16 protein-coding genes are annotated in these 14,060 nt (G+C 67.2%); 2 read left to right on the top strand and 14 right to left on the bottom strand.

Annotated features, from left to right (window positions below):
• Nucleotides 1-47 precede the first annotated feature (47 nt).
• The 10 genes from BM060_RS32270 to BM060_RS07185 all read right to left on the bottom strand — a co-directional run bounded on the left by BM060_RS32270 (nt 48) and on the right by BM060_RS07185 (nt 9,395).
• Complete coding sequence (locus tag BM060_RS32270) at nt 48-956, bottom strand: hypothetical protein (RefSeq protein ID WP_135499898.1); 909 nt, start codon at nt 954-956, stop codon at nt 48-50.
• Between the two features lie 51 nt (nt 957-1,007).
• On the bottom strand, nt 1,008-1,427 hold the full coding sequence (locus tag BM060_RS32265) for a hypothetical protein (protein ID WP_135499897.1): 420 nt from the start codon (nt 1,425-1,427) through the stop codon (nt 1,008-1,010).
• A gap of 293 nt (nt 1,428-1,720) precedes the next feature.
• Complete coding sequence (locus BM060_RS07220; protein ID WP_074978686.1) at nt 1,721-2,146, bottom strand: organic hydroperoxide resistance protein; 426 nt, start codon at nt 2,144-2,146, stop codon at nt 1,721-1,723.
• Nucleotides 2,146-2,934 carry an HvfC family RiPP maturation protein gene (locus BM060_RS07215; protein WP_074978682.1) on the bottom strand — a complete coding sequence of 263 codons (789 nt, stop codon included), beginning with the start codon at nt 2,932-2,934 and terminating at the stop codon, nt 2,146-2,148. The genes BM060_RS07220 and BM060_RS07215 overlap by 1 nt, the downstream gene beginning before the upstream one ends.
• Nucleotides 2,927-3,772 carry an HvfB family MNIO-type RiPP peptide maturase gene (locus BM060_RS07210; protein WP_074978680.1) on the bottom strand — a complete coding sequence of 282 codons (846 nt, stop codon included), beginning with the start codon at nt 3,770-3,772 and terminating at the stop codon, nt 2,927-2,929. Before BM060_RS07210 ends, BM060_RS07215 begins: the two co-directional genes overlap by 8 nt.
• Nucleotides 3,773-3,833: 61 nt before the next feature.
• Nucleotides 3,834-4,292, bottom strand: a complete 459-nt coding sequence (locus BM060_RS07205) for an HvfA family oxazolone/thioamide-modified RiPP metallophore (RefSeq protein ID WP_074978678.1) — start codon at nt 4,290-4,292, stop codon at nt 3,834-3,836.
• A 610-nt stretch (nt 4,293-4,902) separates the two neighbouring features.
• Nucleotides 4,903-7,347 carry a TonB-dependent siderophore receptor gene (locus tag BM060_RS07200; protein ID WP_074978675.1) on the bottom strand — a complete coding sequence of 815 codons (2,445 nt, stop codon included), beginning with the start codon at nt 7,345-7,347 and terminating at the stop codon, nt 4,903-4,905.
• Nucleotides 7,348-7,469: 122 nt separating this feature from the next.
• Nucleotides 7,470-8,444: a FecR domain-containing protein gene (locus tag BM060_RS07195; protein WP_074978671.1), complete on the bottom strand. Its 975-nt coding sequence runs from the start codon at nt 8,442-8,444 to the stop codon at nt 7,470-7,472.
• Nucleotides 8,441-8,956, bottom strand: a complete 516-nt coding sequence (locus BM060_RS07190; protein WP_074978668.1) for a sigma-70 family RNA polymerase sigma factor — start codon at nt 8,954-8,956, stop codon at nt 8,441-8,443. Before BM060_RS07190 ends, BM060_RS07195 begins: the two co-directional genes overlap by 4 nt.
• Before the next feature lie 121 nt (nt 8,957-9,077).
• Nucleotides 9,078-9,395 carry a DUF2388 domain-containing protein gene (locus tag BM060_RS07185; RefSeq protein WP_074978664.1) on the bottom strand — a complete coding sequence of 106 codons (318 nt, stop codon included), beginning with the start codon at nt 9,393-9,395 and terminating at the stop codon, nt 9,078-9,080.
• Nucleotides 9,396-9,572: 177 nt separating this feature from the next.
• Between BM060_RS07185 and BM060_RS07180 the strand changes: the two genes are divergently transcribed.
• Nucleotides 9,573-10,259 carry a type 1 glutamine amidotransferase domain-containing protein gene (locus tag BM060_RS07180; RefSeq protein ID WP_074978661.1) on the top strand — a complete coding sequence of 229 codons (687 nt, stop codon included), beginning with the start codon at nt 9,573-9,575 and terminating at the stop codon, nt 10,257-10,259.
• A 5-nt stretch (nt 10,260-10,264) separates the two neighbouring features.
• Here the strand turns inward: BM060_RS07180 and BM060_RS07175 are convergent, their stop codons facing one another.
• Nucleotides 10,265-11,164: a universal stress protein gene (locus BM060_RS07175; protein ID WP_074978658.1), complete on the bottom strand. Its 900-nt coding sequence runs from the start codon at nt 11,162-11,164 to the stop codon at nt 10,265-10,267.
• Between the two features lie 190 nt (nt 11,165-11,354).
• Here BM060_RS07175 and BM060_RS07170 point away from each other — a divergent pair, with 190 nt between their 5' ends.
• A complete protein-coding gene (locus BM060_RS07170; protein ID WP_009622377.1) occupies nt 11,355-11,921 on the top strand; it encodes a phosphoribosyltransferase family protein in 567 nt (188 codons plus the stop codon).
• A gap of 2 nt (nt 11,922-11,923) precedes the next feature.
• On the opposite strand, the gene BM060_RS07165 is transcribed toward BM060_RS07170, so the two are convergent.
• The 3 genes from BM060_RS07165 to fnr form a co-directional block, all read right to left on the bottom strand.
• The gene (locus BM060_RS07165) at nt 11,924-12,595 is read right to left on the bottom strand and encodes a phosphoribosyltransferase (protein ID WP_074978655.1); all 672 of its coding nucleotides are present in this window, start codon (nt 12,593-12,595) and stop codon (nt 11,924-11,926) included.
• A gap of 14 nt (nt 12,596-12,609) precedes the next feature.
• Nucleotides 12,610-13,074: a CBS domain-containing protein gene (locus BM060_RS07160; protein ID WP_058071656.1), complete on the bottom strand. Its 465-nt coding sequence runs from the start codon at nt 13,072-13,074 to the stop codon at nt 12,610-12,612.
• A gap of 143 nt (nt 13,075-13,217) precedes the next feature.
• A complete protein-coding gene (fnr, locus tag BM060_RS07155; protein ID WP_061561876.1) occupies nt 13,218-13,970 on the bottom strand; it encodes a fumarate/nitrate reduction transcriptional regulator Fnr in 753 nt (250 codons plus the stop codon).
• Between the last annotated feature and the right edge of the window lie 90 nt (nt 13,971-14,060).

Here is a 14,060-nt window from a genome sequence, read left to right as displayed (position 1 = left end):
CTATACAACTTACCGGAGGACTGCACATCGCCATCAATACAAAACCCTTATTCTCGCGACAGCCCTTTGCGTGGAATAAAGTAGACGAGTGACTCCTGGACACTGTCCGACTTCGACCTGTCGGGCTGTAAACCCAGCCAACCCAAAACATCACGATCCTTCACTGCGGCGATAAAAATTAACTCATCATCTCCACCCACATCCGAGTAACTCGGTAGATCAGGGACCTCAATCTTGCTCTGACTCGCCAATTGCTCCGCCAGAACGCGCATATCTTCCGGGTTCCCCCAGTTACGCCAGGCTTTTTCCGCCTCACTCATTTGTGATGCCATTTCCGCATGTGCCTTCATGCTCAACACCTGATGCCATGGCCCCCCAGGCGTCTTGCTCTGCATGGATGATTGCAAATCGAAAGCTCTGTTCTGAAATTCAACATCACGACTCGTCATATCCAGGAATGCCACGAACCGCTCGATCGAAGTGAATGAACCAGAATCATCGAATGCTATTTTCGACAAAGATTTTCTGTCCAATCCGACAAAGGGACTCTCCGATGAAACACCTTCGTATATATTTTTCTTTCCGTATAGAGAGGTCAAAATATAATTAGCTGCCTGTTTGGCCACGCTGGTGCGAAGCGTATCGCCACTTTCTGGCAACTCCGACAGCACGGCGGCCTGCTCGCCGTCCGCGAGGATTTCCCGATGCATGCTCTCCAGAAAATCATCGAACCCCGCAGCCGCTGTTGTACCACCTCGGTTCTGAAGCTGTAGCGCCGAGGCAATAAGCCGGCCCCTGTCCGATAAGGTTACAGAGACTCCACTATCATTTTTTCGGACACGCTCTTGAGCATTGGTCAAATTGTCGTAAATCGGACCATTGATGATTTTTCTCAGATTTCCAGACTGAATCTCTCTTGCTCCCAAGATATATTCCGCCCGAGTAATATCGAACATACGTCCTCCCTGCGCATGGAGCCTCCCTCATGGAGACTCCATGCGTGACCATTACTGCGACATCATGAAGAGAACTTCATAATTGTATGGCTTGGCCCACTTCTTGGCTACATAAATAAAACATGCACCATTAGCGACCTGACCATAACCTGAACTGTTACTCGAGTAGACCGGGCCAGTTGAATTTTCTTTGTGCCCGGCCCTGAACTTGCAGCCACCACTCGACTGTCCACTCGCATAGGTCGCCTGCACATCACTACTGGTGAATGATGCCGGCACCTTGACCACTACTCGCTTTCCCGGCCCCAGAGTACTGGGAAGCTCATAGGAGCCAGATACCTTGCGTATTTCCTTGGGAGTGTTGTTATGAAGGGTGACGATGACTTCTGCAGAAGCAGACATCGAGTTCAAAGAACAACTAGCCACAACCAGCCCACAAAGGAGCCCCTTATATATCGCTTTCATTTCCATAAACAGAAAATCCTTATTTCCAGAATCTCTTGACCCGACATTGGAGTGCCGAGTCCAAAACCCTGAAGAATTCCTCTCCTTCAAGATCTGGAAAATATAGCGTCCGCCAACTGGAATTCTTTACGCCAGGAAAGGCCAGGAATTTCGCCAAATTCAAACAAGAAAAACCCCACTCTGAAATATTAATCTGTCAGAAAAAAGACAAGGACAAGTAATGTTCAATCGAGGATCAAGGCCAACAAAAAGCCCGCGGACCGTTCAGGTGCGCGGGCTTTTACAGTTGCTCCTCAGTATCACGGAACTTCGAAAGTCACCTCGATATTCCCCCGGGTAGCCCGGGAATACGGGCAGATCCGGTGCGCCGTCTCCACCAGCTTCGCCTTGTCCCCGGCGGCCAGCCCCGGCAGTTCCACCGTCAGCCTGGCCGCCAGGGCGAAGCCGCTGCCGTTGTCGGTGGTGCCCAGGGTCACGTCGGCGGCCACCGCCACGTCGGCCGGCAGGCGGATGTCCAGTTTCTGCCCGGCGCGGCGCAGGGCGCCGATGAAGCAGGCGGACCAGCCCACGCCGAACAGCTGCTCGGGGTTGCTGCCGAGGCGGCCGGAGCCGGGTGGGCTCAGGCGCACGTCCAGTTCGCCGTCGCTGGAGCTGCCGCGGCCGTCGCGGCCGCCGGTGGTGCGGGTGTGGGCGGTGTAGAGGATGCTGTCCAGGATGTCGGTCATCAGGGTGTCTCCTTGGGGGCTGGGGAATGCTGTCGGCGGTGGATGGCGCACAGGTTGCGCGTGCCGAGCACCACGCCTCGTGCGTGAAGGTCCCGCAACAGGGCCAGGCCCTGCCGCAGGATGGGTCCGGGGTCGGCGCCGATGGCCTCGGCCAGCGCCTGCAGGTGCTCGCGGCCGCTCAGTTGGCGGTCGCGCAGCGACTCCAGCAGCGCATGGGCCAACGGCGCCAGGCGGGCGAAATGCACCAGCTGATCGTCGCTGCGGTGGGCCAGTAGCAGGGTCGGCTGCTCCGGCGGCTGCTCGGGCAGGTGGCCGGGGCCCAGCTCGCTTACCGGCCAGGCGTAGGCCAGCGGCCAGGCCAGGGACGACAGCAGCGGCACGCCGTGCAACAGGTCGCCCTGCGGATCGTGGGCCGGTTCCCGGCTGTCGCTGAGCAACAGGGCGGTCTCCACCCACTCGTAGTGCGCCAGCTCGGTGGCCCAGGCCGGCGCGTCTATCCCGTTCTGTTCGAGGAAGGCGACGAACTCGCCGGCCAGCTCGGTGAACAGCGGCGTCTGGCAGCGGTAATCGGCATAGAAGGCTTCCGTCAGCGCCTGCCAGTGGGCCTCGGCCAGGCTGGCGCGCAGCACCGGGAAGCTGCCGGCCAGCAGCGCCTGCACGTTGCCCAGGAACAGCTGGCGATACACCGCCAGGCGCCGCGCCTCGATGCCTGGCGGTGGCGCGTTGCGCTGCGGGTCGCGGATGTGCCGGGCCAATTGCAGTTGCTGCTCGCGCAAGGTGTCAGCCATGGCGCACCTCCCACGTGGCGGCGGCCTGCTGCAGGGCGCGGATGCAGTCCACTTCCGTCAGCAGCTCGGCCAGCGGCGGGAAGTTGAAGTCACGCTCCAGCAGCGTTGGCACCAGGCCACAGTGGGCATAGGCCTGCTCCAGCAGGCTCCACACTGGCGGTTGCACGCTGGCGCCGTGGGTGTCGATCTTCAGGTCCGGCGCCTCGTCGTAGTGCCCCGCCACGTGGATGCAGGCCACCCGCTCGACGGGCACCCGGGCGAGGAAGGCGGCTGCGTCGTAGCCGTGGTTGCAGGCGTTGACCACCAGGTTGTTGACGTCCAGCAGCAGGTTGCAGTCGGCTTCCGCCAGCACGGCCCGCAGGAAATCGATCTCGCTCAGCGCCTGGTAGGGCGCGGCGTAGTAGGAAATGTTCTCCACCGCGATGCGCCGCCCCAGCACATCCTGAACCTGGCGAATGCGCGCGGCGACGTGATGCACCGCCTCGTCGGTGAAGGGCAGCGGCAGCAGGTCGTAGAGCTGGCCGTCATCGGAGCAGTAGCTCAGGTGCTCGCTGAACAGGCCGACGCGATGGCGGTCGAGGAATTGCCGGGTGCGCCGCAGCAGTTCCAGGTCCAGCGGCCCGGGGCCGCCGAGGGACAGCGACAGGCCGTGGCAGGCCAGCGGGAAGCGTTCGGCGAGCTGCGCCAGGCCGTCGCCGTAGGCACCGCCGACGCCGATCCAGTTGTCCGGCGCGCATTCGAGGAAGTCCACGGCTGCGGCAGGCATCGCCAGCAGCTCGGGCAGCAGCGCGCGACGCAGGCCGAGGCCGGCCCCGCGCGGTAGGGAATGGGCATTCATGGCAAGGCTCCGCGGGGGAGAAATGCCCTCCCGGCAGGGAGGGCTGGGTGGCGCGTCCGGCTTAGTGGCGGTCGCCCTGGAACCTGGCGAACAGCCCGGCCGGCATCGGCCTGCCGTTGGATTCGAAGACGTTCTTCAGGTGCTGGTAGGCCTCGGCTTCGGAGATGAAGCCGTCGTGGTCGGCGTCGATCCTGTCGAAGTCGCCGGCGCGGTCCCTGGCCACGGCCAGGAACTCGTCGCGCGAGACCTTGCCGTCGTGGTCGCTGTCGGTGCGCGTGAAGGAAGCGTCGCCGCACTTGCCCTCCCCGCACTTGCCTTCGGCCTGGGTCGCCTTGGCCTTGCTGGCGCCGCACTTGCCTTCGCCACACTTGCCCTCCCCGGCCTTCTCGGCGGCGGCGAGCTGGTAGCCCTGCGGCAGCGCCTCGACGGCGAAGGCCGAGGTGGCCAGGTTGGCGCCGCCCACCAGGGCGATGGCGAGCAGGCCGATGCGGGTCTTGGTCTGGATCGGGTTACGGGACATGGGTGGTTCTCCGATGCTGGGCGCGTGGTGCGCGGCTCAAGGGGCTTGGTCGGACCGGGATGCGCGAGGGGCTGGCTTTCGGAGCCCGCCGGGTGTCGCGTCCGGGTGTGGCCATTTGGCCCGCGCCATGTATCGGTGGCGTATCGGAGGGGGGTTGGGTTTGTATGCGTGCCGTGTGGAGGGGTGGGTTGGATACATTGGGATACAGCAGAGAAGTGTGGAGTTTGCTGGTGACGTAGGGGCTGGGTTCAAGAGCCCCTCACCCCAGCCCTCTCCCGGAGGGAGAGGGGGCCGTTCGGCGTGGGTGGATAACACGGCGTCAGCCGGGAGGTTCGTAGGGCGAATAACCGCTCGCGGTTATCCGCCGAATCGCGGACAGAGTCCGCTCCTACATCACCGGCAAATATGACACCCATCGCCTGGCCGCATGGGTTTCGCCAAGGCTCAACCCATCCTACGAAAAGCGCCTCGGTGCAGTCGGCAAGACAGTTGCTCCCACGGTTCCAGGGAAACACGGGCGTAGGAGCGGACTTTGTCCGCGATTGGATTCACCGGCCACGCCGGACGCCCCGGTGGCACGGGCAGCCCCCTCCCCCACAAAACCCCAACCTCAGAAGTTATAACTCACCGAAGCCGTCACATTGCGCGACGGCCCATAGAAACCAGACCCACCGCTATACAAACTCATCAGATACTTGCGATTGGTCAGGTTGTTCAGGTTCAACGACGCACTCCAGTGCTTGTCGATGTCATAGCTCCCCATCAAATCCACCAGCGCATAAGCGTTCTGCCGCACACGGCTGTCGTCATCGAGCTGGATCGCACTCTGCCAGCTCACCCGGGTGCCGACCTTGGCCTGGGGCAGGCCAGGCAACTGGTAGGTCAGGCTGCTGCGCAGGCTGTGGGTAGGCACGTACTGGCGCGCCTTGTGGCCGTCCGGGTCCTCGATGTGCACGTAGGTGTAGCCACCCTGCAGCTGCAGGCCGGGGGCCAGTTGGCCGCTGGCCTCCAGCTCCGCGCCGCGGCTCTTGAAGTCCTCGCCGTTGTAGATGGTCTCGCCGCCGGGCAGGCTCTGGTCGGTGGCCTCGGCGACGTTGCGCTGGTCGGTCTTGAACAGCGCGGCCGACACGCTCAACTGGTCGTCGAGCAGGCTGCCCTTGATGCCGGCCTCGTAGCTCTTGCCCTCCAGCGGGTCGAGCACCTTGCCCTGGGCGTCCATCACGTACTGCGGGTTGAAGATCTTGGTGTAGCTGGCGTACAGCGAATACTGCTCGTCGAGGTCGTAGACCACGCCGGTGTAGGGCGTCACCTCGCCGTGGATGCGCACGTCGCGGGCGCTGCCGTAGTCGGTGCCGTCGCTGTCGACGCTGAGCATGCGCGCGCCGAGGATCCAGTGCAGCTGGTCGGTGAGGTTCAGGCGCGTGCCGGCGTAGACGCTCTTCTGCCGGTCGGTGAAGCGCGCCATCTCGATGGTGTCGTTGGTGTAGGTCAGGCTCGGCCTGGGCACCGCGCCGCTCAGGGTCTGGCCCAGGTCGGCGTCCATGAACTCGTCTTCGTTGTTGTAGTAGCCGCGGTCGCTGTGCCGCGAGCGGCCGTAGTCCACGCCCAGGGTCAGGTCGTGCTGGCGCCCGCCAAGGCTGAACGGGCCACTGACCTGCGCTTCGCCGAGCAGCTGCTTCTCGCCGGAGTGGCTGTGGCTGGGGTCGGCCAGCCAGGGCGTGTCGGCGTCGTTGGCCATCAGGTAGTACATGTCGGCCTGCTGGCTCTGGTCCACGCCGGTGACGTTGAGCTTGCCCTTCCAGCCGCCGCCGAAGTCGTGGGCCAGTTCGACGAAGGCGCGCTGGGTATGCACGTCCCAGTAGGTCCAGTCCTGGCCGATGTTGGCGCCGCGGCGGCTGTAGTGGATCAGGTTGCCGGCCTGGTCGGTCAGCGGCAGCGCGCCCCAGCTGCTGCCGTTGGAATTGCTCTTGTTGTCGGAGAAGCCGACCGTCAGGGTGTCCGCCTCGGTGAGGTCGAAGGCCAGCATGCCGCTGAGCACGTTCTTCTCGTGGGAGTAGCGGTCCAGGTAGGAATTGCCGGTCTCGTTGGCGTAGATGAAGCGGCCGCGCACGTTGCCCGAGTCGGTCAGCGGGCCGGAGGCGTCGAGGTCGATGCGGCGGGTGCCCCAGGAGCCCACCGACAGCTTCACCTGCGCCTGCGGCGTGTAGGTCGGGCGCTTGCGGATGAAGTTGACGGTGGCCGAGGGGTTGCCGGTGCCGCTCATCAGGCCATTGGCGCCGTGCAGGATGTCCACCTGCTCGTACTCGGCCAGGTCCAGGTCGCCGCTGAGCAGGCCGGCGCTGAACGGCGAGCCGATGCCGTCGTACTCGAAGTTGTTGATGTCGAAGCCGCGCGAGGTGAAGTTGGTGCGGTCGGTCTCGTACTGCTCCACCGTCACCGAGGGCGCGCTGCGCAGCGCGTCCTTCACGCTGTTCATGTTGAAGTCGTCCAGCTGCTGGCGCGACAGCGTGGTGACGCCCTGGGGCGTTTCCCGCGGCGTCAGGCCCAGGCGCGTGGTGCTGCTGTCGCTCAGTTGCTGGTAGCCGGTGGGGGCGCCGGCGCCGTTGGCGTTCGCCTGGATCACGGTCGCGGACATGGCCAGGGTATCGCCGCCCTTGCCGACCACGGTTTCGGGCGGCATCTGCAGGGCTGTGCCGGCGTCCTGCAGGGCGTAGATGCCCGCGCCGCGCTGCACCAGTTGCAGGCCGCTGCCGCGCAGCAGTTGCTGGAAGCCCTGCTCGACCGTGTAGCGGCCCTTCAGGCCCGGGCTGTTGCGCCCGGCCAGCCTGGCCGGGTCGAACACCAACTGCACGCCGGCACTGGCGGCGAAGCGGGCCAGCACGTCGCTCAGGGCGCCGGCGCCGATGGCATAGTCGCGCGCGGCCTCGGCGGCCATGGCCACGGAGGGGGCCAGGGCCAGCCCGGCGCAGCCCAGGGCCACGCCATGGATCGCCGCCGCCAGGGCCAGGTGGGTGAATCGACGAGTGCCGGAATGCCGTCGGTGCTTCGAAGCCATGTGCTTTGCCATCCTTCAAGCCGCGCCTCGCGCGGGCTGCCCACCCCTCCCCATGAGGCGTGTTCACCCTCTATCCCGGACGAGATGGAAAAAGTGCTCAGGGGGGCGCGAAATTTTTTTCGCTAGCGGGCCGAAACCGTCACCCAGTAGCGGCTCAGGCGCGACACCCGCACCGGCAGCGTCAGCTCCAGGGCGTTCAGCGCCTGGTCCGTGTCCGCCACCGACAGCGCGCCGGAAACGCGCAGCCCGGCCACCTCGGGGTCGCAGCGCAGCAGGCCGTGGCGGTAGCGCGCCAGCTCCGCCAGCACCTCTGCCAGCGGCTGGTCACGGGCCACCAGCATGCCCTGCTCCCAGAGCGCGGCACTATCGTCCACCGGCGCGCTGCGCAGCACGCCGCGCGCGTCAAACCAGGCCTGCTGGCCGGCGGATAGGCGCACCACGGCGCCGGCGTGCGGACGGATCTCCACCTGATGCTCGAACACCGCCACCTGGCACTGCTCGCCCAACTGGCGAACGCTGAAGCGCGTGCCCAGCGCCTCGACCACGCCCTGCTGCGCAGCGACCAGGAACGGCCGCCGCGGCGCCACCGGGTCGGCATGGGTGGTCACCAGCACCTCGCCGGTGCGCAGGCGCAGGCGGCGCGCCGTGGCGTCGAAGTGAACGTCCAGCGCCGACACGGTGTTGAGCACCACCTGGCTGCCGTCGGCCAGCGTCAGCGCCTTGCGCTCGCCGGTGGCGGTGCTGGCGTCGGCCATCCAGCTGTCCCAGGGGGCGCTGCGCGCCACCAGCCAGCCCGCCGGCGCGGCCATCAGCAGCGTACTCAGCAGACGCAGCGCGCGGCGGCGGCTCAGGCCCTTGAGCCCTTCCAGGCCATGCAGCGCCTGGCGGCCCAGCTCCGTGGGCACCGCGTCGAAGGTGCCGAACACCCGCTCGGCGCGCGCCCAGGCCTCGCGGTGCGCGTCGCTCTGCCCACGCCAGCGCTCGAAGGCCTGCCACTGCGCCTCGCCGGGGGCGTCGAAGCGCAGCGTCATGACCCACTCGGCGGCCTCCTCCAGCAGCCCGGCCGCCGGCGCGGCGCGGGCCTCCCCGCGGCTCATGGCTCGCAGGCCGTCATGCAGGCCACCAGCGCCTTGTGGATGTGCCGGCGCACGGTGATCAGCGCCATGCCGGTGCGCTCGGCGATCTGCTGCAGGGTGAGCTCGTGGAACTGCGCCAGCAGGAACACCTCGCGCGTCTGGCGCGGCAGGCCGTCCAGCATCGCGTCGATGCGCAGCAGCGACTCGACGATCAGCCAGTGGGTTTCCGGCGCCGGCACCTGCGCCTCGGGCAGGTGCGCGATGGCCTCGCGGTAGGCCCGCTCCACGTCCTGGCGGCGCCACAGGTCGATGACCAGGCCCTTGGCCACCTGCACCAGGTAGCGCCGCGAGTCCGCCAGCGGCGGCGTGCGTCCGGAGCTGAGGATGCGCAGGTAGGTGTCATGGGCGATGTCCGCCGCGTCCGGGGCATTGCCCAGGCGCTGGCGCAGCCAGCCGAACAACCAGCCGTGGTGGTCGCCATACAGGCGCTCCAGCGCGACGGCCGGCGAAGCGTGGGACGAAGCGGAAAACATGCGCGGGCATCCTTGGCGGGAACGCCAAAAGAGTGAAAATGAGAAAGCGTCTCATTTTATTTCAATGCCGTGCCTTTCCACAATGCGGACCTCGCCGGCCCCACGCCCCGGCGAGCAGGGCTCAGCCCAGGCTGGCGATGGCCCGGGCCAGCTGCATGTCGCTCAGGCCGGAGCGCGGATGCGCCTGGCGGTAGAGGCGCAACGCCTGCTCCAGCTGCGCGCCGTGGATGTGCCCGTCGGAGGCGATGTACGCCAGGGCATCGTCGCGAGCAGCCTGGTAGGTCCGCAGCGGCTGGCTGGTGGACTCGCTGAGCGCCGCGCTGCCCAGGCTGGTGGCGACGGTGAAGTGATCGGACGAGTTGCCTTTTCCGTCCATGGCCCCCGCCTGACCGGCGGCGGCCAGTAGCGTGGCGATCAGCAATGGGCTTGCGCGTTTCAAGGCGTGGCATCCTGCGGCAATGAACCCGCTCTTTTACCCTGCCCCGGCGCTGGTGGCCAGATCAGCCCCTTCATCTCCCATCCCCAGGCCCTTGACCTTAAAGTTATATTCAAGCTTAGAGTTCCCCCACGCCGCTGATGCAGGCCGGCAAGGTCAACCACCGGGAAGGAAGGGCAAATGAGCAAGCGCATTCTCCACGTCGTCAGCAACGTCGCGCACTATGCCGACCCAGCCGACCCCACCGGCCTGTGGCTGTCGGAGCTAACCCACGCCTACGACCTGTTCGCCGCCAAGGGCTATGTGCAGCGGATCGTCAGCCCCAAGGGCGGCGTCACGCCGCTGGAGCCGCGCTCGCTCAAATGGCCGAACCGGGATGCCTCGGCCAAGGCCTGGCTGGCCGACGACGCCCACCGGGCGCTGCTCGCCAACACCGCCAAGCCCGAGGACATCGACCCGGCGGACTTCGATGCCATCTACTTCACCGGCGGGCACGCGGTGATGTGGGACTTCCCGGACGACGCCGGCCTGCAGCGCCTCACCCGCGCCATCTACGAACGCGGGGGCATCGTCTCGTCGGTCTGCCACGGCTACTGCGGCCTGCTGAACACCAGGCTGTCGGACGGCAGCCTGCTGGTGGCGGGGCGCAGGATCACCGGTTTCTCCTGGCGCGAGGAAATCCTCGCCGGCGTGGCGAAGAAGATGCCCTACAACGCCGAAGAAGAAATGAAGCGGCGCGGCGCCCGCTACGAGAAGGCCCTGCTGCCGTTCGTGCCCAAGGTGGTGGTGGATGGCCGCCTGGTGACCGGCCAGAACCCGCAGTCGGCGAAAGCCACGGCGCTGCGGGTGGCCGAACTGCTGCGCTAGGCGCCCTACTCGCCCGGCTGCAGCGCCAGCACGCTGCCCTGCACATGCTCGATCAAATGCTCGGTGGTGCTGCCGATCAGCCGGTCCACGGCCCTGCGGTGGATGCGGCCCATCACGGTCACGTCGATGGCGTTCTGCTGGACGAAGTTCGCGATGCCGCGCACCGCCGTGCCCATCAGGAAGTGGCGGCGCTCTTCGGGCACGCCGTACTTGTCCGCCAGGGCGACGAAGGGCTTGTGCAGCGCGCCGCGCATCTCCTCGACCAGGTCGACCCAGGCCACGCCGCCCTCGCCGCCATTGGCCATGTAGGCCGGCATGCAGTCGTAGACGAACAGCAGGTGCAGCTCCGCGTCGCATTGCAGGGCCAGGCCGTTGGCGGCCGCGATGATCCTGTCGTTGATGTCGCTGAGCTGGGTCTGCGGGTCGGACGGGTCCACCGCGGCGACTATCTTGCGCGGCATCGGCTGGCGGATGTCGTTGACCAGCAGCAGCGGCGCCGGGCACTCCCGCAGCAGGTGCCAGTCCAGCGGGGTGACGAAGGAACGCTTGAGCGCCGGTTCGTGCCGCACGTCCTTGATCACCATGTCCGGCTGTTGTTCGCGGATGTCCTGGAGCATCTCGTCACGCAGGTTGCCCGCCGCCACCACCGAGGCGGTGACCTCCAGCCCCCGCCCGCGCAGGGCCGCGCATTCGCCTTCCCAGGCCTTGCGCTGCGCCTGCACCAGGCTTTCGCGCGCCTGCTCCATGACCTTGCGGTCCAGCAGGAAGGTCGCGAAGGGCCCCACGTAGACGAGCACGTGCAAGGCCGCATTGCAGGCCGATGCCAGGGCGAGCGCGCGCTGCAGGCCGGGGGAGTCGTGCTGCTCGGGGTGGGTCAGGAACAGGAGCTTGCGTGGCTGGCTCATAGCGCACCTCGTGGGTATCCGGCCACGCCGCCAGCGCGCCGGAAGGCAGGGGCCCGCATCGGGCTCGATGGGGGAACTACGGACGAGTTTCAGCCCCCTGGCCTGCGCCGGATTTGCGTTGGATCAAATTCGCCCCTCGCCCGACGCGCGATGGTGAAAGCCATGCCCGGCAACGGCCTGGAGGCCCACCATGGCGACCCCGAACGCTCCGCAACGCCTGACCCTGTACGACGCCCGGGAGTTGGATGCCGTGCTCCAGGCCATGGCGCAAAAGGCCGCCCCGCTGCTGCCCCCGGGCGAAAGCGCGCTGGTCGGCATCGTGCGGCGTGGCGAGCCCCTGGCGCACCGGTTGCAGGAACACCTGGTGCAATGCGGCCACCCGCCCCTGCCCGTCCACGCCCTGAAGGTGAAGCGCTACGCCGACGACCTGAGCCTGCTGCACCCCGAGACGGAGCTGACGGAAAACCCGCAACTGGCCGGCATGGACCTCAGCCGCACCACGCTGCTGGTGGTGGACGACGTGCTCTACGAAGGCCATTCGCTGCTGCGCGCCTGCGCCTACCTGGCCCAGCTCGGGGCGCGGCACGTGCTGGCCGGCGTACTGGTGGACCGCTGCGTGAGCCGCCAACCGGTGCACGCCGACGTGGTGGGGTTGCGCCTGCAGGTGGCGCCGGACGACATCGTCGAATGCAACGTGCCGCCCTACGAGCCGGAGCTGCGCATCGACGTGCTGCGCCACGGCCGGCGCTGCACCTGAGGCTAGGCTTCGCCCGCCTCCCGCCGCCAGGCCCGTTGCAGCAGTTCCACCACCTCGGCGTCGGAGGTCTGGGAGAAGTCCAGGTACCAGCGGCCAATGGCGCTGAACGGCTCCGGGGTGAACGGGCAGACCACCTCGTCGACCTCGTTACGCAGCTCTTCCAGCACCTCCGCCGGCGCCACCGGCACGGCGACGACGATGGCCGCCGGGGCCTGCTGGCGTACCGCGCGCACGGCGGCCAGCATGGTGGCGCCGGTGGCCAGGCCGTCGTCGACCAATATCACCTGCCGGCCAGCCAGCTGCGGCACGGGCCGCTCCCCACGGTAGGCGCGCTCGCGCCGGTGCAGCTCGGCGCTTTCCTTGCGCTCCACCGTCTCCAGGGCGCGGGCATCGACGCCATGCATCCGCAGCACGTCGTCATTCAGCACCCGCACGCCGCCGCTGGCGATGGCGCCCATGGCCAGCTCCGGGTACCAGGGCACGCCGAGCTTGCGCACGATCATCAGGTCCAGCTCCACGCCCAGTTCGCTGGCCACCTCATAGCCGACCGGCACGCCGCCGCGCGGCAGGGCCAGCACGATCGCCCCGGGGCGGCCCCGGTAGGCCGGCAGCAACCGCGCCAGGGCCTTGCCGGCAGCGGCGCGGTCGACGAAGGGAAGCGTCACGTCATGCATGGCTGCCACCTCGCCTAGTAGTCGGCTTCACGCTCGCCCTCTTCGCGCAGGTTCTGGAAGCCCACCAGCCGCGAGAGGTCGCGCAGGTTGTCGGCCAGCACGCCGAGCAGGTCGTCCGCCGAGACGATGCCCACCAGCAGCCCCTGCTCGTCGACCACCGGCATCCGCCGGATGCCGGCCTGGCGCATGCGGGTGATGACGTCGAACACATCGTCGCTTTCCTGGGCGGTGACCAGGTTGCGCAGCTGGATGTCGCCGGCCTGGATGCTGCCCGGCTCCGGCTCGTTGTTGGCGACCACCTCCAGCACGATGTCGCGGTCGGTGATGATGCCCACGGGCCGGTAGCGCTCGCGCTCCACCTGCTCGGCGAGCACCAGGTCGCCGACGTGGTATTCGCTCATCAACCGGGCGGCGGTCAGGATGGATACGGTAGGCGCCGCGATGACGACGTCGCGGTTGCAGTATTCGCCGATGGCCATGGCTCGTCTCCTGTGCGGGCAAGCGGACATTCGCTCGCCTTGCACGATGGGCGCGACGCCACGGCCCGACTTTGATCTCGATCAGATTGGCGGCGCGCCCGGCGCCCGCGCCGCGGCCAGCGGATGAACGGCCCGGGAGCCTCCTACGGGCGCCCCGCCGCGCGCTCCGGCTGCGCCTCCAGGCCGCTCATCCGGCACAGGCCCTGGCGGTCGAGCAGGCGCACCTCGCGCCCGTGGCAGTCGATCAGGCCGGTCTGCACGAAACGGGTGAACAGCCGGCTGACCGTCTCCATGGTGAGGTCCAGGTAGTTGCCGATGTCGCCGCGGCTCATCGGCAGGGTGAAGCGGTCCTGCGACAGGCCGCGCTGCTGGTAGCGGGCCGACAGGCCGAGGAGGAAGCCGGCCAGGCGCTGTTCGGCGCGCTCGCGGCTGCAACGGATGTGCGCGTACTCGCCCTGGATGCCCTGGCTGAGGATGTGCAGCAGTTGGTGGCGCAGGCCGGGGATGCGCCCGGACAGGTCCTCCAGCTGTTCCAGGCCGATGCTGCACACCATGGAAACCTCCAGCGCCACCGCATAGCCCGGGAAGCGCGGCGAGCCGATGGCGTCCAGCCCCAGCATCTCGCCCGGCAGCACGAAGCCGGTCACCTGTTCGCCGCCGTTGGCGTCGAGCAGGTAGCTCTTCAGCGCCCCGGAGCGCACGGCGAACACGTGCTGCATCGGCTCGTCGGCGCGGAACAGGTACTCACCCTTCTGCAGGGGGCGGCTGCGCCGGACGATGCGGTCCAGCTCTTCGACCTCGCCGTCGCTGAGGCTCGCCGGCAGGCACAGGCGGCTCAACGAACACGCCTGGCAGTTGACCTGCGGGCGCGGCGGGGAGCGGTAAGCGTCGGACATGGCGGCGCCTCCGGCAATAAGGGGATTTTCCCACTATAGCCGCTGCGCTTGACCGCGCCGCCCCATTCGACGAAGGGGCGCGCCTGCCGC

The organism is Pseudomonas citronellolis (assembly GCF_900112375.1).
Classification (GTDB): Bacteria; Pseudomonadota; Gammaproteobacteria; order Pseudomonadales; family Pseudomonadaceae; genus Pseudomonas; species Pseudomonas citronellolis.
Note: the sequence above shows the minus strand (reverse complement) of the source record. Positions and strands in the feature narration are given on the sequence as shown.